Origin of the sequence: Kitasatospora sp. NPDC059973 (genome assembly GCF_042737525.1) — a bacterium.
GTDB lineage: Bacteria > Actinomycetota > Actinomycetes > Streptomycetales > Streptomycetaceae > Kitasatospora.
On record NZ_JBHWUI010000076.1, the window covers coordinates 1 to 15,421 of the forward strand.

Annotated in this window: 16 protein-coding genes; 5 read left to right on the forward strand and 11 right to left on the reverse strand. The window is 73.5% G+C overall.

Going from position 1 to position 15,421, the window contains the following annotated elements; genetic code table 11:
- Nucleotides 1-322 precede the first annotated feature (322 nt).
- Nucleotides 323-1,324 carry a LuxR C-terminal-related transcriptional regulator gene (locus tag ACFWA9_RS21270; protein WP_352291388.1) on the forward strand — a complete coding sequence of 334 codons (1,002 nt, stop codon included), beginning with the start codon at nt 323-325 and terminating at the stop codon, nt 1,322-1,324.
- A 17-nt stretch (nt 1,325-1,341) separates the two neighbouring features.
- On the opposite strand, the gene ACFWA9_RS21275 is transcribed toward ACFWA9_RS21270, so the two are convergent.
- From ACFWA9_RS21275 to ACFWA9_RS21295, 5 genes are all read right to left on the reverse strand, one after another.
- Nucleotides 1,342-1,617 (reverse strand): hypothetical protein, encoded by a 276-nt coding sequence (locus tag ACFWA9_RS21275; protein WP_329486300.1) that lies wholly within the window; start codon nt 1,615-1,617, stop codon nt 1,342-1,344.
- A 292-nt stretch (nt 1,618-1,909) separates the two neighbouring features.
- Nucleotides 1,910-3,304: an MFS transporter gene (locus ACFWA9_RS21280; RefSeq protein WP_380388900.1), complete on the reverse strand. Its 1,395-nt coding sequence runs from the start codon at nt 3,302-3,304 to the stop codon at nt 1,910-1,912.
- A 27-nt stretch (nt 3,305-3,331) separates the two neighbouring features.
- Entirely contained in the window at nt 3,332-4,195 is an 864-nt protein-coding gene (locus tag ACFWA9_RS21285; RefSeq protein ID WP_380388902.1) for a phytanoyl-CoA dioxygenase family protein, read from the reverse strand.
- Entirely contained in the window at nt 4,192-5,346 is a 1,155-nt protein-coding gene (locus ACFWA9_RS21290) for a hypothetical protein (protein WP_329486297.1), read from the reverse strand. Before ACFWA9_RS21290 ends, ACFWA9_RS21285 begins: the two co-directional genes overlap by 4 nt.
- A 161-nt stretch (nt 5,347-5,507) precedes the next feature.
- Nucleotides 5,508-5,636, reverse strand: coding sequence for a hypothetical protein (locus ACFWA9_RS21295; RefSeq protein WP_329486296.1), 129 nt, complete (start codon nt 5,634-5,636; stop codon nt 5,508-5,510).
- Between the two features lie 247 nt (nt 5,637-5,883).
- Here ACFWA9_RS21295 and ACFWA9_RS21300 point away from each other — a divergent pair, with 247 nt between their 5' ends.
- Both ACFWA9_RS21300 and ACFWA9_RS21305 read left to right on the forward strand, forming a co-directional pair.
- Complete coding sequence (locus ACFWA9_RS21300) at nt 5,884-6,033, forward strand: hypothetical protein (protein ID WP_352291384.1); 150 nt, start codon at nt 5,884-5,886, stop codon at nt 6,031-6,033.
- Nucleotides 6,034-6,121: 88 nt separating this feature from the next.
- On the forward strand, nt 6,122-7,429 hold the full coding sequence (locus tag ACFWA9_RS21305; protein WP_380388904.1) for a cytochrome P450: 1,308 nt from the start codon (nt 6,122-6,124) through the stop codon (nt 7,427-7,429).
- A gap of 76 nt (nt 7,430-7,505) precedes the next feature.
- Here the strand turns inward: ACFWA9_RS21305 and ACFWA9_RS21310 are convergent, their stop codons facing one another.
- On the reverse strand, nt 7,506-8,066 hold the full coding sequence (locus tag ACFWA9_RS21310; RefSeq protein WP_380388906.1) for a hypothetical protein: 561 nt from the start codon (nt 8,064-8,066) through the stop codon (nt 7,506-7,508).
- A gap of 132 nt (nt 8,067-8,198) precedes the next feature.
- Between ACFWA9_RS21310 and ACFWA9_RS21315 the strand changes: the two genes are divergently transcribed.
- A complete protein-coding gene (locus tag ACFWA9_RS21315) occupies nt 8,199-8,555 on the forward strand; it encodes a DUF6234 family protein (RefSeq protein WP_380388907.1) in 357 nt (118 codons plus the stop codon).
- A 21-nt stretch (nt 8,556-8,576) separates the two neighbouring features.
- Here the strand turns inward: ACFWA9_RS21315 and ACFWA9_RS21320 are convergent, their stop codons facing one another.
- The 3 genes from ACFWA9_RS21320 to ACFWA9_RS21330 all read right to left on the reverse strand — a co-directional run bounded on the left by ACFWA9_RS21320 (nt 8,577) and on the right by ACFWA9_RS21330 (nt 11,190).
- On the reverse strand, nt 8,577-9,662 hold the full coding sequence (locus tag ACFWA9_RS21320; RefSeq protein ID WP_352291380.1) for a restriction endonuclease: 1,086 nt from the start codon (nt 9,660-9,662) through the stop codon (nt 8,577-8,579).
- Between the two features lie 257 nt (nt 9,663-9,919).
- On the reverse strand, nt 9,920-10,357 hold the full coding sequence (locus tag ACFWA9_RS21325; RefSeq protein WP_329486290.1) for a hypothetical protein: 438 nt from the start codon (nt 10,355-10,357) through the stop codon (nt 9,920-9,922).
- 155 nt (nt 10,358-10,512) lie between these two features.
- A complete protein-coding gene (locus ACFWA9_RS21330; RefSeq protein ID WP_380388909.1) occupies nt 10,513-11,190 on the reverse strand; it encodes a macro domain-containing protein in 678 nt (225 codons plus the stop codon).
- Nucleotides 11,191-11,462: 272 nt separating this feature from the next.
- Between ACFWA9_RS21330 and ACFWA9_RS21335 the strand changes: the two genes are divergently transcribed.
- Entirely contained in the window at nt 11,463-13,094 is a 1,632-nt protein-coding gene (locus ACFWA9_RS21335; RefSeq protein ID WP_380388911.1) for an ADP-ribosyltransferase domain-containing protein, read from the forward strand.
- 112 nt (nt 13,095-13,206) lie between these two features.
- Here the strand turns inward: ACFWA9_RS21335 and ACFWA9_RS21340 are convergent, their stop codons facing one another.
- Nucleotides 13,207-14,676, reverse strand: coding sequence for a M1 family metallopeptidase (locus ACFWA9_RS21340; RefSeq protein ID WP_380388913.1), 1,470 nt, complete (start codon nt 14,674-14,676; stop codon nt 13,207-13,209).
- Between the two features lie 125 nt (nt 14,677-14,801).
- Entirely contained in the window at nt 14,802-15,320 is a 519-nt protein-coding gene (locus ACFWA9_RS21345) for a nucleoside 2-deoxyribosyltransferase (protein WP_329486286.1), read from the reverse strand.
- Nucleotides 15,321-15,421 lie beyond the last annotated feature (101 nt).

The window sequence follows — 15,421 nt, forward strand, 5'->3', positions numbered from 1 at the left end:
CCCCCGGAGCGCCGCTGACCCGCGACGATGCCGGACGGGCCGCCGGACCGGGCGGCGCCGGGGCGGACGCGCCGGGGGGCGCACCGGCCGCCGGCGCCGCCGCCGTCGGCCTGCCGTCGCAGGCTCACTTGTGGGTGGCCACGTCAAGTGCCAGTCTGTGAAAGTCAATTGCCGGACTCAGTGCGTGCACGTCGAGAGCAGGGGTTGTGCGCCGACGTCAGCCGCCGGACCGAGTCAGGGCATGTCCGGAATTCGCGCCCCGCCGGGACGGTCGACCCGCGTCCCGGCGGGACGGTCGGACGAGCCCTGGAGGGAGTGGTCAATGTTCGAAGGGCTTGGGCTGAGCAGCCTCGCCGAGTCCGTGTACCTCGCGATGCTCCAGCACCCGGACGAGAGCCTCGACGTCCTCGCCCGCCGGCTCGACGTGGACCACGCCCAGATCCGGGTCGCGCTCGACGAGCTCACCGGCATCTCGCTGCTCCAGGTGTTCCCGGGCCGGCCCGGGCCAAGAGCCGTCCGGCCGGAGATCGGACTCTCGGCGCTGGTGGCCCGTCAGCAGGCCGAGATGGCCCGCCGGCACCAGCAGATCGAGGAGGGGACGGCCGCGCTGTCCACCCTGCTGGCCGAGCGCGCGGAGAGCCGCCCGGCCGAGACCGAGCCGGGCATCGAGCGGCTGTCCGGCATCGAGGCGATCCGCGACCGGCTGAGCGAACTCGCGCGCAGCTGCGAGTGGGAGGCCAGCTCCTTCATGCCGGGCGGCGCCCAGTCGGAGGAGAACATCAACGCCAGCCGGGCGCTGGACGCCGAGGCGATCGACCGCGGGGTGCGGTTGCGCACGGTCTACCAGGACAGTGTCCGCAACCACCGGCCGACGCTGGAGTACGCCCAGTGGCTCAGCGGGCTCGGCAGCGAGGTGCGCACCACCGCGTCGCTGCCCCTGCGGATGCTGATCGTCGACCGGCGGGTGGCCGTGGTGCCGCTCGACACGGCCGACGAGCAGGGCACCGCGGCGGTCGTGATCTCCAGCGTCGGGATCATCACGGCCCTCACCGCGCTGTTCAACTCGGTCTGGCGGTCCGCGACCGTGCTCGGCGCCGCGCGCCGGCGCGACGACGTCGGGCTCTCCGGCCAGGAGCGCCAGGTGCTCAGGCTGCTGGCCGCGGGGCTGACCGACGAGGCGATCGCCCGGCAGCTGGGCGTCTCGGTCCGCACGGCCCGCCGGGTCGCCTCGGACCTGCACACCAGGCTCGGTGCGCGCAGCAGGTTCCAGGCCGGCGCCCAGGCCGTCTCGCGGGCCTGGATCACCCCGGACGACCTGGAGTAACGCGGTCCCCGGCGGCCTCAGGGCCCCACCTCGGTGGAGCGGACGGCCCAGCTCGGGCAGGTTCCGGCGCCGGCCATGGTCCGGCAGCAGAGCTGCTCGGCCACCCGCGCCGCGTCCAGCAGGTCGCGGGCCTGCACATAGAGGTTGAACACCACGAAGCCCTCGTGCACGTCGATCCGCGCGTGCTGGAGGCAGTCGGTACCGGCCCTGCTGCACAGCAGGTGCCGGTGCAGCTCGCGCGCGGACTGCGGCGCGGCGCCCGGGGTGTCAACCGTGGTCTTGGTCAAGTACATGGGTGGACCCGCTCCCGGCCGGGGCGTGCGGTCCGGTCCGGGGGGCTCGGGCGCCGTCGCGCCCCGGACCCCTTCCGGCCGGCTGGTCAGACCTCACGCGTCGCGTTCTCACGCCGACCCCTTCACGTACGTCGTTGCGAGCCGGTCCCGGGCCGGTTCCGCCGCGCGGTCACCGCGGCTCCGAGGAACCGGAACCGCGGTGGGTGGGCGGCCGGACCGGTACCGGGGGCCGGAGTTCAGGGCCCGGCCCCCGGAGCCGGTCCCCGGGCGGGGGCCGGCTCCCGAAGGACCGTCAGAGGATGATGGGCGGATCCGGGGCCCACCGGGTCAGGGCCCAGCGGACGAGTTGCGGGCCCAGTGCGGCGGCCATCACCGCGAACGCGGCGATCATCGCCCACCGCGTCCCGAAGGCGACGGCCAGGGCGCCGCCGACCGGCACCCCGATCAGGCTGGCGGCCTGCAACAGCACGAAGGCCATCGCCATCACCTGGGCGATCCGGTCCTTCGGCGCCGCGGCCTGCAGGCTGCCGAAGACACTGGCGATCAGCAGCGTCCCCCCGAAGCTGCCCGCGAGTTCCAGCAGCACCAGCCCGGCCATCGCGCTCGGCCCGGCGGCGGCGAACGGCAGCAGGGCCAGCGAGAGCAGGCTGACGGCGGTGCCCAGGGCGAGCGTGCGGCCCGACCCGAACCGCTTCTGCGCGCGGCCGACGAGCATGCCGCCGGTCACCCCGCCGACCGCGCCGAGTGCCAGCAGCGAGCCGATCAGCGACGGGCCCATGTGCACCGCGTGCACGAGGAAGAGCACGAGCACCGGCTGGGTGACCCCGTTGACGAAGGACACCGTGACTACCGCCCGGACCCCGGACTGCCGGCCCATCGCGAGGGCGAGGCGGACGTTGGCGGCGGCGCCGAGCCGCTGCTTCCAGGTCGTGGAGGTCTTCGCGGTCTTCGCGGTCTTCACGGTCTTCACGGGCTCGGCGGGCACGGCGCCTTCGGCGGTTCCGGTGGGATCGGCGGCGCCCGCGGGCCCACCGGCCACCGCGTCGGCCGGCCCGGTGTCGGCACTCGCGGGCCGGACCCGGGTGAGCAGGGCCGCGGAGGCCAGGAAGGAGAGCGCGTCGACCAGCACCACGTACGGCGCGGCGACCCGGGCGAGCAGGGCGCCGCCGAGCGCCGGCCCGCTGATGTCCGCGACGCTGCGGGTCGCCGAGATCTTCCCGTTGGCCTCCACCAGGTTCGCCTTCGGGACGATCTGCACCAGCAGCGGACTGGACAGCGCGGAGTACACCCCGAGCGCCGCCGAGGCCACCGCGGTCAGCGCCAGCAGCAGCACGATGTGCAGCGCCCCGAGCCACCAGAGCAGCGGTACGGACCCCATGATGGCGGCCTGCACCAGGTTGCAGGCCGCCATCATCGGCGCGCGCGGACGGCGCAGCCCGTCGGACCACGCCGCCGCCGGGAGCCTGATCAGCAGCGACGGCAGCACCTCGACCACCGCCAGCGAGGTCATCTCCAGGGCCGAGGCGCCCAGCGTGACCGCCGCGCACATCGGGATGGTGACGTTGCTGACCGCCGAACCGACCTGGGAGAGACCGGTCGCGGCCCACAGGGCCCGGAACGGCCGGTCGGGGAAGACCGGCGGGTCCGCGGTCTGCTCACCCCCGCCGGCCAGTGCCGTCGTCGTCACGTCGCTCGTCCTTTCACGCCGGTCCTCTCAGAGCGTGGGGATGCGGACGCCCGCGTCGGTGGCTCCCTGGGCGAACCAGGCCGGGAAGCTCTCCGGGTAGCGCATCCGGGCGATCTCGGCCAGCCGGGGGATCAGCCGGGAGACGCCGTTCATCGTCCGCATCGAGTCCACGGCGATCTGGCTCAGGAAGCGGTGGTTGTCGCGCACATGGGGCCGGGCGTAGCTGAAGAAGACCCCGAACTTCTCCCGGCCCGGGTCCCGCAGGACGGTGGTGCTGGTGTGCATCAGACGAGCGTTCCACATCACGACGTCGCCCGCTCGGGTATCGACGCGTTCGCGGAGATCCGACTCGCCCACCGTCCGCGCCGGGATGTCGAACTCCGGTTCGGTGGTGCCGTATCCGTCGAAGGACATCAGGTGCGAGGCGCGCACCACGTCGATGCCGCCGCCGCCGACCGGGTCGTTGTCCTGGAGGTACAGCCCGCACTGGACGTGGGCGAACCCGGGCTCCCAGACGTACGAGGCGGTCGGTCCGACGAAGGTCGCGTCGACGTGCCAGGGGACGTACACGTTCTTGCGCGCCGTGCAGTTCGGGTACAGCACGGGGTGGTCCTCGCCCAGCAGTTCCTTGGCGGCGCGCACCACGCGCTCGCGCAGCACGATGCCGGCCAGGAAGTCGTCGGCGAGGAAGTCGCTGGTGAGCATCTCCTGCGAGCCGGTGCCCGTGAGGTAGCCGGAGCACAGGGCCCGGGCGCGCTCGACCTCCGGGGCGTCCAGGACGCCGCGCAGGATCACGTAGCCGCGCCGGGCGAAGTTGTCGGCGGAGACCTCGGCGGACGCTCCGGCGGCGGGCGCGGGGGCGACCGTGGCGGTGCCGTTCGCCGCCGTCATCGCTGGACCCGCACCGGGCTGCCGGGGACGACGCACGCGGCCAGGCCTTCGAGCTGGCCGTAGCCCAGGCCGCAGCAGTCGCCGGTGATGTCCTCGTCCAGGGCGTCCGCCGGGTGCTCCGCGTCGGTCGCGGTGAAGGTCTCCAGGTCGATCGGCTCCGGATCGTCGTCGACCCAGACCAGCGCGCCGGCGGTGATCAGGTCGAGGTGGACGTCCGCGATGTACGGGACCTTGCTGACCCGCTGGTTGTGCTGGCCGAAGCCCAGGTGGACACCGCAACGCCGCTCGTTGATGTGCGAGTTGGCGGTGATGAACTCGTCGATGCCCCGGTTGGTGCCCAGGCCGAACTCCCCGACGTTGCGGCCGTAGGGGCTGTTCAGGCAGAGCTGGAACATCGCGTCGAGCTCCGGGTCGGCGCAGGTCAGGGAGACGGCCTGGCCGTTCTCGATCTCCACCCGGACCGGGTTGGCCGCCAGGCTGGCGTTCAGCGGGGTGATGATGTTGGCGTTGAACGCGCCGTCCGCGACCAGCACGCCGTCGACCGTGACCGGGTACGTCGCGACCTCGCCGGCCGGCAGGATGGTGAAGCCGCCGGGCCGCCAGACGCCCCGGTTGCTGATCCAGTGGTACTTGTCCGCGTCCAGCTCGATCGTCAGGTCGGTGCCGCCCCGGCTGGTGACCCGCACCTTGCGGGCCGGCTTCACCCGCTCCAGCAGCGTCGCGTTGAACCGGGTCAGCTGCGCCGGCGCCAGGTTGAGGGACTTGGTGAAGAACGCGGTGGAGGCGCTGATGATCCGCAGGATCATCGTGCGGTCGCCGCCGAACCTCCGCAGCGCGTTCTCGAAGACGTTGAAGTGCGACATGGTGTCGCGCTCCAGGGTGAGGATCACCAGACGGCCCGGCAGCGTCTCCGGGTCGGGGAGCACCGCCTCCAGGCGCCCGGCGAACTCCGGGTCCTCCAGCTTGCGCATCGGGACGATCGGCGCCGTGAAGCCCCGGTGCCGGAGCGCGAGCGCCAGCCAGGCCGCCGGGTCGCGGCTGTCCGGGGTGTAGGTGATGACGAAGGTGTCGGTGCTGTTGACGAGGACGTAGTCGTCCAGCAGGACCTTGACGCCCTGCTGGACCTTCTCGTCCGGAATGACGAAGTTCATGGTCGAGCTCCTCGGATCGACGGGGACCCGCCGGGCGGATCCGCAGGCGCACATCGCGCACGGACGGTAGGGGTACGGTGCGGCGGACGAGGCAGGGGCACCCGTCGCCCGGCCGGAGGAGATCCTCCGGCGCGGTGCGGCGAGTGCCCCTGCCGGCACTGCTAGTTGTTGTAGAAGGTCGAGTACGAGACCTTCCACGCCACGTCGCCGAGGCCGTCCTCGTCGACCTCGGCCGGCTCGGCGGCAGCCATCGTGTTGACCAGTTCCTCAAGCTCCTCGAACGCGGACATCGCAGTCTCCTTCGGCTGGTGGTCGTCAGCGGGCTGCTGACTGGTCCCATGCTGTGGCCCGGGTCGGAGCGGGCGGTAGTGGTCACTTCCTGCACCCCCGAAGGCCTGGCCTGAACCGGCCTCCCGGCGCCCGGACGGACTGTCCCTGCCATGTCGGCCCGAGGCCGGTGCAATCTGCTGACCAGCCCGGAAAGCCCCTGTATACAGGTTTCCGACACCCATGCCGCACCCCCCCGGAGGCAGGACCATGAGCAACTTCGCTGGCACCAAGGCCGGTTCGGACATGAGGCGGTCGCCCGCCCGCCTCGCGGCGACCGCCGCCGCCCCGGCCGCCGGGAGCCGCGGGGCCTCGGGCGACGACGACGGCTTCGGCTGGCAGGTCGCGCCGCGCTCCTGAACGCCCGCGGTCCGCACGCCTCACGCACGCCTCACCCACGCCTCACCCACGCCGCCCGAGCCCGTCGCGTCGCAGGAAGGAACGAACGGTGACTCACCCCGAATCCGCACCGGAGGTGCTTCGCTACCCCTTCGGGGAGCCCCACCTCCTCGACCTCGACCACCGCTACGCCGGCCTGCGGGACACCGAGGGGCTCGGCCGGGTCGAGGTCAGGGACCTCGGTCCGGCGTGGCTCTGCTCCCGGTACGCCGACGTCCGCCGGATCCTGACCGACAGCCGCTTCGGGCTGACCCCGCCGGCCGACCCGGCCACCCCGCCCGACGGAGCCGGTCCGGCCGCCGACGCGGCCGCGCGCTGCCCGGTCGCCGCCACCGGCGCGAACACGGCGGCAGCACCCGGGCGGGAGCCGGCGCCGACCTCCGCGCAGGTGACCAGGGTGACCAGGGGCGGCCTCAAGCCCCGGCAGATCGAGCGGCTGCGCGGGGCGGCCGAGAAGACCGCCGACGAGCTGCTGGACCGGCTGGGCCGGCTCGACCGTGGCGGGCCGCCCGGTGCCCGGGCGACCACCGATCTGATGGCCGGATTCGTCAAACCCCTTGCCGCCGAAGTCCTTTGTGAACTGCTCGACATACCCGCCGGGGAACGCCCCGGGGTGCGGGCCAGGCTGCTGGGAGCGGCCACCACCGCGTCGCCCCCGTCCGGGGCGGACCAGGAGGACCGGCGCGCCCTCGCCCGCCGGCTGGCGGAGCTGATCGCCGCCCGCGACCCGGCCGGGCGGAGCGCCGACGACCTGCTGAGCGCCATGATCCGGGCCCGCGGCGAGGGCGAGGAGCGGCTCTCGGACCGCCAACTGGTCACAGCCGCACTGCGGTTGCTCCTGCCCGGGCTCCAGAACACCGTCCTGATGCTGTCCAATTTCGTCCGCGCGCTGATGCACCACCGCTCCGAGCTGGAGCGGCTGCGCCACCGCCCGGACCTCGTGCCCTCCGCCGTCGAGGAGTTGATCCGCTTCACGCCGTTCCACAGCACCTCGACCTTCCCCCGCTACGCCTCCGAGGACGTCGAGGTCGGCGGCACGCTGATCCGCCGCGGCGAGGTCGCGGTGGGAGCGCTCTGCGCGGCCAACCGGGACGAGCGCGCGTTCACCGACCCGGACAGCTTCGACATCGGGCGCGGCGAGAACGCCCACCTCGGCTTCGGCATGGGAACCCACCACTGCCCGGGCGCCGCCCTCGCCCGGATGCAGCTCCAGGTCGCCGTCGCCGCCCTGGCCCGCCGGGTCGACGACCTGTACGTCGCGCCCGTCGCGAACGCCCGGTCGGTTCACGACCCCGGCGGCCGCGTCATCGGCTGGTTCGACCCGCTGCCCGCGACCTGGTCCGCGATCCGGCCCTGACCCCGCCCGCGCCCCCGGGGGCGGACCCGAGTCGGGTCCGCCCCCGGGGGCGCGTCCGTGCTGCGCGGCGTCCGTGCTACGCGGCGGCCGGGCAGGTCATGGCGATGGTCGGGCTGCCGCCCGCCTCGATCCACTGCCTGCCCTCGTAGGTCTGCGTGCCCTGCGCGTACTCGTAGTAGAAGTAGAGGACGCCGAAGGCGACGACGGAGGGGCTGTGGCAGTCGGACTCGGGAGTGAACCGGTAGGCGAGCCGCACGCTGCGGCTCTCGCCAGGGGCGATGGGCACGACGGGGGCGGTCATGTTGAAGTACGACTGGGTCTGCTCGAACCCGCACGCGCTGGCGTCACCGGTGCAGGAGACGAACTCCGAACGTGGGCCGATCGGGGTCGGTGAGGTCTGTTCCGAGGCGTAGGTCGTCACGTAGAGGAACCGCACGTCACTGGACTGGTGATTGGTGAAGGTCACGGTCAGCGTGCCGACCTGGCCGGGAGTCACGACGGGGTGGTCCACGCTCAGGGTGAACGACGGCGGGGGCTCGGCGGCGGAGGCCGGGTGGCCGAAGCCCAGCAGGCCGAGGAACAGGGCGATGACGGCGATGAGGCGCACGCGCCTCAGTGCGGGGGCGGGTATACGCATGACGGTTGAGCGTAGGGAAACGATGCCCGTCGCGGCAGCCCCGCCCGGCGGATCCGGCCATGATCCCGCCCGCGCCCGGAGATGAGTACGGGTACTCAGGAATCCGGCCGGGCGGCTTGGCAGAATCGCCGGATGGACGAGACCCCCTCCCGCCCCGGGCGCCTGCGGCGGCCCGCGCGCACCGGCACCGGGGCCGATGTGGCCCTGGGCCTCCTCCTGCTGCTGCTCGTCGCCGGGGCGCTCGTCGCCCGGCTCCTCGACTCCGGCATGGAGGGCTGGGCCCGGTCGTACGACGGCCCGGCCGGGCAGGAGGCGATCCGCCGCCTGCACCGGCGGGACGGCGACTTCATCGGCTACGAGACGGCCACCGTCCTCGTCCTGGCGGCCGTGGCCGCCTGGGCCCGCCGCCCCTGGACGGCGGCCCTCCTCCTGCTGGCCACGGCGGCCCTGGTCGCGGCCCTGGTGGCCCAGGCCCACCTGTCGGCGTGACGCCGGGGGCGGGGGCGGGGGCTACGCGTCCTCGACCTCCAGGCCGTAGGCGACGACGGCCTGGTGCAGACCTCCCTGGTAGCCGGCGAGGGCGGGGGTGAAGTCCCAGTTCCCGACGGTGTCGCGGTCGAAGCGGCCCAGGCGCATCGCGGTGTTGGTCTCGGCGCCGTCGGCCAGGTGCACGACGGCCGGGGCCTGGTCGGCGCCGGCTTCGAGGATCAGCGCCGGTCCGGCGAACCCGGCCATGGTGGCGCTCGGACGGTTCGCGGTGTCGGCCGCGGCGACGATGACGAGCCGGTCGGCGTCGGCGGGGAGCGCGTCGAAGTCCACCATCAGACAGGCGTTCGCGTCGCCGTAGCCGGTCACCAGCCGGACCGAACCGTCCGGCGTGGACGCGTTGTTGTAGAAGACCAGGTGCTCGTCCGACAGCGCCCTGTTCCCCTGGCACACCAGGGCGGCGATGTCGTACTCCTCCTCGCCGGTCCAGTGCAGGAGGAGCCGGGCGGGCTCGGTGGCCAGCTCGATCCCGGACAGGCCGTCGCCGCCCTGGTCACCGGCACCCTCATCGGCGCAGTCGTGGTGCGCGGCCGCGAACACCTCGTGGAAACCGTGGTGCTTGAGCAGGCCGACCAGTTCGGCGCCGTTGATCAGGGTGATGGGCTTGCCCGCCACGAACTGGTGCGAGCTCGGGCCGAACCGGCTGGTGGTGACCAGGACGCCCTTCGTCGCGGCCCGGTCGTGCTGGAGCGTGCCGTAGAGGTCCCGCACGGCCGACGGCGTGACGGTGTCCCGGTACCGCTTGACCTGCACGATCACGTTTCCGCCACGGAAGGGATCCGTGTCGATCCCGCGCACGTCCACCCCGCCGTCCCGCGAGCGGGCGGTGAGCTCGACCTTCATGCCCATGGCCTCCATCAGCCGGGCTATCAGCTGCTCGAACTCGACCGGGTCCATCGCCAGGAGGAGCTGGAGCTCGCGCACCCGCTTGGCCATCCGGCCGCGGTTCGCGTTGGTGTCGTCGCGGAGGTGGCGGAACAGCATCCGCTGGGCGTGCCGCTCGCTGGTGTCGGGATTGCTGAGGCGATGGAGCTTCCGGCTCCGGGGCATACGGTGCTCCCTTGCAGGGGTGGCTGGTGGGGCAGGCGTGACGGTGGACCACTCGCCGACGCGGCGTCAGTCGTGTGTCGCCACCGATAGTAGGGCCTGCGCCTGGACAGCTCCTGCGAGCATGAGCATGACTGGCGGTCAATCAGTTGTCTTGTGGGCAGAGGAAGTTGGATGAGCGGCCCTCGAACGGCGGGGGCCGTTGGCAGATCGGTCCGGCCGTGGTGGGGGCAGGTCCTGCCGGACCCGGCCGAGGAGGGTCAGGCGTTGCGCTTGACCGCGAGGAAGCCGGCGGTCTGGCCGGCCGGGGCCAGGTTCTCGCCGGTGCCGTGGGGCTCGGCGCGCAGGACGGTGCCGGCGAGGGTGGTCCGCTGGTTCACCCCCGTGTCCCAGTGGTGCAGGATGATGCCGTCGTAGTCGTAGTGGAAGTCCGAGATCGGGGTGCCGGGCCGGCCCTTGCCGGTGAGGGTGAAGGCCACCGGCGAGGAGCCCGACACCTGGCCGGTCATGACCATGGCCTCGGCCTCGGTGCCCGGCGGCGCCGGGAAGACCAGCAGGCCGCTGACGGTGCCGTCCGGCGCGGCCGTCAGTCTCAGCTCCAACTGCGCGAACCGCAGTCTGTTGAAGTCCTGGACCGGGTCCGGCAGCTCCAGGAAGCTCCGGTAGGTGTAGGTCCCGGTCAGCTCGGCCGCGTCCATGGCTCCTCCTGAACGGTGCGACGCCATTCGGTCCCCCCTTCCAGCCTGCCGGGGTCGGCCGGACTCCGCGAGCGCGGCGGGGCGGACCGGGCCGGCCCGGCGGCCGGTCCGGGCGCTCGTCGTCACGGAGGGTGCAGGGGAGCCGGGCGCCCCCGTCAGCGGCGGCCGGTGCGGCGGGCGGGCGGGGTGATGCGTATCCGCTGCGCGGGGGGCGCGCTCTCCAGGTCGTGGAGCTGTGCGGTGATGGTGGCGCGCAGGTCGTCGTCGTCCTCGAAGGTGTGGTCGTTGAACAGGGTGTAACCCGTCCACATCAGGTTGGCGCAGACGCGGGCCGGTACCCGGCCTGTCCGGGCGCCCATGCCGACCAGGGCGACCGAGCGGATGCTGCCCGGCGCCGCCGTGTTCTGCCGGTGGACGGCCTGGAACGCGGCGGCGCAGGCCAGGGCCACGTTCAGGGTCTCGCTCACGTTCTGCGAGGACTCCTGCATGGTCGGAGCGGAGATCAGGAATTTCGGATTCGTGGCGCCGGAGGGCACGCACACCGCGCTCCCGACCGGCAGCGCCCCGGCGAAGCGGTCCCGGATCGCCCGCTGCACGCGCAACTGGATGCCGGCGCCCAGGTGCCGCTTGACGGCCGCGTCGACCCCGCCGTCCATCCGGCCGCGGGAGTTGGTCGGGCTGACCCAGGCGTCGACGACCTCGTCGAGGATCGACCCCTGGCGGATCTCGATCTCCGGAGTGTCGGCGAACGCGGCTCGCCAGGCCTCCACGACCGGCGCGTTGATGTCGGTCAACACGACCCTGAGCGGCGTCTGCGGGCGATCGGTGGTCATGCTCCACTCCCCTTCGGGACACGGTTCCTCGAACTGGTGACGACGCTATCGCCGACCACTGACAGGGCGACAACGGGTGCGTGCCGCACCGGCGGTGCGCGGAGGCGGGCCGGGCGGGACCGGACGGCCGACTGTCGGACCGGGCCGGTACAACAGTGGAGTCCGCCGCGGAGGTGACGGGCCCTCACCGAACGACCGCCGGCACCCGGCCGTGGTCCGTCCGGTCGCCCCGTCACGTCCGCCGAACCACGGCTGTACGGAGTCACACCACCATGAGCGATGCCCACGCCCCCGCGCCGTCCGCCCCGACCGACCCCAGCGACCCGCTGGCGCTCGCGGAGCTCTTCAAGGGCGGCGGAGAACCGTGGCTTCCGCTGCTGAAGCCGGTCATCGAGGCCCAGCCGGACGCGGCCGCGTTCATCGGCCCGGGGCGCGGCCCGGAGGTCGTCCCCGTCCGCGAGCTGACCTTCCAGGCGCTCAAGCCCAACGCGCCGCACAAGTGGAAGGTCGTCGTCTTCGGCCAGAACCCCTACCCGCGGCCGGAGAGCGCCACCGGCATCGCCATGTTCGACAACACCTTCCACGACTGGAAGGACAGCCAGTTCGGCCGGGTGGTCAGCATCCGCTGCATCATCAAGGCGGCGGCGATGTGGAAGCACGGCATCCCCAAGAAGACGCCGATCGCCGACATACGCGGGCTGCTGAAGGAACAGGACACCGTGCAGCCGCCGGAGTGGTTCCAGGCGATGCTCACCCAGGGCGTGCTGCTGCTGAACGCGGCGCTCACCGCGAGCAGCGACGGGTCGACGGCGACCGACCGGCACACCGCGTTCTGGCGCCCGGTCGCCGAGCGGATCGTGGAGGAGATCCTCCGGGCCAAGCAGGACGCCGAGAACGAGGAGGACCGGGGCGTCGTCTTCGCGTGGTGGGGCGCGCACGCCCGCAGCCTGAAGAAGGTCGTGCTCCGGCTCCAGCAGAAGTACCCCGGGGTCGAGGTCCGGCACATCGACCACGCCAACCCGGCCGCGCAGGGCGACATCTTCTGCGACGGCGACCACTTCGCCATGGTGAACGCGGCGCTCGCCTCGCTGGGCGCCGAGGGGATCGACTGGCTGCCGGCCAAGGGGTGGAACGAGGGCGCGGCGCAGGGCGGCGGGGAGGGCGGCGATCTCGCCGAACGCATGGGCGCGTTCATCACCTCCACGATGGAGCTGCACCAGCTCTACCTGGAGCGGCTCGCGAGCGTCAAGGACGAGGGGCTCGTCCTGCCCGCGATCACCGGGGTGTTCGACACCCCGCTGATGGAGTTCCGCGAGGCCGTCGCCCCGGTGGCCGCGCTGCTGTCCGGTCTGGACCGGCACGTCGAGCGGTCGCACGCCTTCGGCCGCAGGCGGGCGGAGGAGGCGGCGGCCGGCGGGCTCTCCGCCGAGGCCATCTCGGCGCTCTACCTCTACACCTGCGAGTCCGCGTTCTACCGGGAGATCAACGCCATCCTGCGCGCACCGGACCGGAGCCGGGTCGTGCCGTACCTCCCGTACCTGCGGCTGCTGTTCTCGGCGGTGTCGCAGCTCCCGGCCCGCACCGAGCCGCTCTGGCGCGGGGTCTCGCTGGACCTGCGCGCCCAGTACCCGCTCGGACGGACCGTCACCTGGTGGGGCGTCTCCTCCTGCACCTCGGAGCTCGGCGTGGCGAAGGGGTTCCTCGGCAGCCGGGGCAGGCGGACGCTGTTCGAGGTGCTCCCCGTCCGGGCCGCGGGCATCCAGCGCTACTCCGCGTTCACCGGCGAGGAGGAGTTCATCCTGCTGCCGGGCACCCAGCTCAAGGTGACGAACGTGAAGGCCGAGCGCGGCGGCCTGTGCACCGTGACGCTGACGGAGCTGGAGGAGCAGAGCCTGGTCTCCTGACCGTGGCCGGGCAGGCGCCCGGGCGCGGCCCCGGGCTCCTGCCGACCAATCCCGGGCTTCTGCCGAGCGGCTCCGGGCTCCTGCTTGAGCGGCTCCGGAGCGCCGGGGCCGTTCAGGCGCTGATCCGGTGCGCCGCCCAGAACGGGGCCAGGTCCTCCGTAGCGGCGGCCCCGGCGGCGGCCAGGAACGCGGGGGTGCCGCTCACGCCGTACCAGTGCGCGCGGGTGTAGCCGCGGAGCAGGCGGGCCATCGCGTCCGCACCGATCAGCCGCCGCAGGTCGTGCAGCGCGCAGGCGCCGTAGTCGTAGACCACCACCCCGTACCGGTCGGGGTGCTCGTCCCAGTAGGCCATGCCGTTGGTGATCCGCTCCTCGGGGGCGGACCAGGCGACGCGGCTCCAGCAGTCCGCGCCGTCCCGGCCGAGGGCGAGGTCGGTGGCGTACTCGGCGAAGGACTCGTCCAGCCAGGGCTGGTGGTACTGGTCGTCGCCCACGATGCCGTACCACCACTGGTGCGCGATCTCGTGGACGAGGGCGGTCGTCTTCACCCGGTCCAGGACGAAGCCCGGGTACTCCATGCCGCTGAACCAGAGGTCGTCGTCCAGCACGACGTCCAGCTCCGCGTACGGGTAGCCGCCGAAGGCGCGGGCGTGCGTGTCCAGCGCGGACACGGCGAGGTCGAGCATGGTCCGGGCGTCCGCCGCACCGACTCCGGCCACCGCGTGCACGGTGACCCTGACCCCGCCGGCCGAGACCGCGGAACTCCTCTCGAACGGGCCCGCGGACCAGGCGAAGTCACGCACCTGCCGGGCCGTCGCCGTGGTCACGGTCCGTCCGGCGGCGCCCGGGCCGTCGGCCGAGCTTCCGGAGGCCGGGACCCCTAGGGCCGCCGGGTGGTCGAGCACCACGGTGAAGTCGGCGGCCAGCGCGTAGAAGGACTCCCCGGTGTCGGTGAACGGGTCGAGGTGCCAACCGTCGGCGTCCCGCACGGCGAGCACCGGCAGGGCGTTGCCGAAGTGGCTGTACGCCCCGTGCCGCCCGAACCGCCCGGCCTTGTCCGCGAGTTCCGGTGCCCTGAGCTCGAGGTCGAAGCCGATGCTGTGGCGCCCCCCGGGGCGCAGCGGGGCCGGCAGGGCGACCCGCAGCACCGTGCAGTCGGCCGACAGGGTGGCCGCGGTGCCCCCGACCAGGCGCGTCACGGTGACGGCCGGCGCCGGGCAGCCCCCGTGGGCGTTGCCCCACAGCCGCAGGTAGACCTCGGGGAGGGGCTGCGCCGAGACATTGGTGAAGCTCACCCGCTCGTGGCCGGTCCAGCGGGCGCCCGAGGAGTCCCCGGTCAGCGCGACGGTGTAGGCGGCCGCCGCCGGTGTGCCGGCCGGTTCGGCGGACCGCTCCCGGCCGGGCGGGGCGAAGCCCGTCGCGGTGGCGACCAGCGCCAGGCAGGCGAGCAGCGCGGCCAGCAGCCGGGCCGGTGGGCGGCCCGGTGGGCGGCCCGCGGGGGCCGCCCGGGAGCCGTGGCCCAGGGACGGGCCCGGGGACGGGTCTGGCGACGGGTCTGGGGATGGGGCTGCGGACGGCCCCACGGACGGGCCCGGGGCGCCGGCGGACGGCGGCCGTCCGGCCGGGCGGTGCGGCGGCACGGCCGGACGGGTCCCGTCCCGGCCCGGGGTGCGGGACGGGACGGGACCGGGAGTCGGTCGGAGGACGGTCACCGGGCGCCGCTGCCCTCCCGCTGCCGCAGTACCGCCAGGTCGACCGCCCGGTCGACGGCCGCCAGGCCGGCGGCGAGGTCCGTGTGAACCACGTACTCCACCGAGGCCACCGTGTGCAGGCCCTGGACCAGGAAGGTGTACTCCCGGTCGCGCTCCAGCAGCAGCACGATCGGCTTGTCGAAGGCGCTGGCCCAGCCGATCTCGATGTGGGTGCCCGGCGAGGCCGGGTGGCCGGGCAGGGCGACGAACACGTCGGCCTTGCGGATCTCGTCCTGGTCGAGCTTCGTGCACTGCTCCGGCCGCATCAGCTCCGCCCCCCAGGCCTCGCGGCGGTGGGCGTTGTGCACGGCGAGCCCCTGCGACTCGAAGTGCTTGATCAGGATGTCGAACGGAGCCCGCGACTCGGCGGACATCTCTCCGGTCTCCGGGTCCAGGAGCTGGATGAACGGGCCGGCGAGGAACACCGACCGGATGCCCAGGTCGGGGCGGGAGCCGTTGGTCAGGGTGATGCTCATGGGGGAGGTACCTCCGGAACAGCGCCGGTGCGCGGGGTGGGTGGGGGTCGGCCGGCGGGGCGGTCACGGGCCGGACCGGCCGAGGGGGAGCGGTGGACCGG

Excerpts from the sequence above, each read along its gene's own strand:
- ACFWA9_RS21270 (WP_352291388.1), top strand. The coding sequence starts at position 323 with ATGTTCGAAGGGCTTGGGCTGAGCAGCCTCGCCGAGTCCGTGTACCTC.
- ACFWA9_RS21275 (WP_329486300.1), bottom strand. The coding sequence starts at position 1,617 with ATGTACTTGACCAAGACCACGGTTGACACCCCGGGCGCCGCGCCGCAG.
- ACFWA9_RS21285 (WP_380388902.1), bottom strand. The coding sequence starts at position 4,195 with ATGACGGCGGCGAACGGCACCGCCACGGTCGCCCCCGCGCCCGCCGCC.
- ACFWA9_RS21290 (WP_329486297.1), bottom strand. The coding sequence starts at position 5,346 with ATGAACTTCGTCATTCCGGACGAGAAGGTCCAGCAGGGCGTCAAGGTC.
- ACFWA9_RS21295 (WP_329486296.1), bottom strand. The coding sequence starts at position 5,636 with ATGTCCGCGTTCGAGGAGCTTGAGGAACTGGTCAACACGATGGCTGCC.
- ACFWA9_RS21300 (WP_352291384.1), top strand. The coding sequence starts at position 5,884 with ATGAGCAACTTCGCTGGCACCAAGGCCGGTTCGGACATGAGGCGGTCG.
- ACFWA9_RS21310 (WP_380388906.1), bottom strand. The coding sequence starts at position 8,066 with ATGCGTATACCCGCCCCCGCACTGAGGCGCGTGCGCCTCATCGCCGTC.
- ACFWA9_RS21315 (WP_380388907.1), top strand. The coding sequence starts at position 8,199 with ATGGACGAGACCCCCTCCCGCCCCGGGCGCCTGCGGCGGCCCGCGCGC.
- ACFWA9_RS21320 (WP_352291380.1), bottom strand. The coding sequence starts at position 9,662 with ATGCCCCGGAGCCGGAAGCTCCATCGCCTCAGCAATCCCGACACCAGC.
- ACFWA9_RS21325 (WP_329486290.1), bottom strand. The coding sequence starts at position 10,357 with ATGGACGCGGCCGAGCTGACCGGGACCTACACCTACCGGAGCTTCCTG.
- ACFWA9_RS21330 (WP_380388909.1), bottom strand. The coding sequence starts at position 11,190 with ATGACCACCGATCGCCCGCAGACGCCGCTCAGGGTCGTGTTGACCGAC.
- ACFWA9_RS21335 (WP_380388911.1), top strand. The coding sequence starts at position 11,463 with ATGAGCGATGCCCACGCCCCCGCGCCGTCCGCCCCGACCGACCCCAGC.
- ACFWA9_RS21345 (WP_329486286.1), bottom strand. The coding sequence starts at position 15,320 with ATGAGCATCACCCTGACCAACGGCTCCCGCCCCGACCTGGGCATCCGG.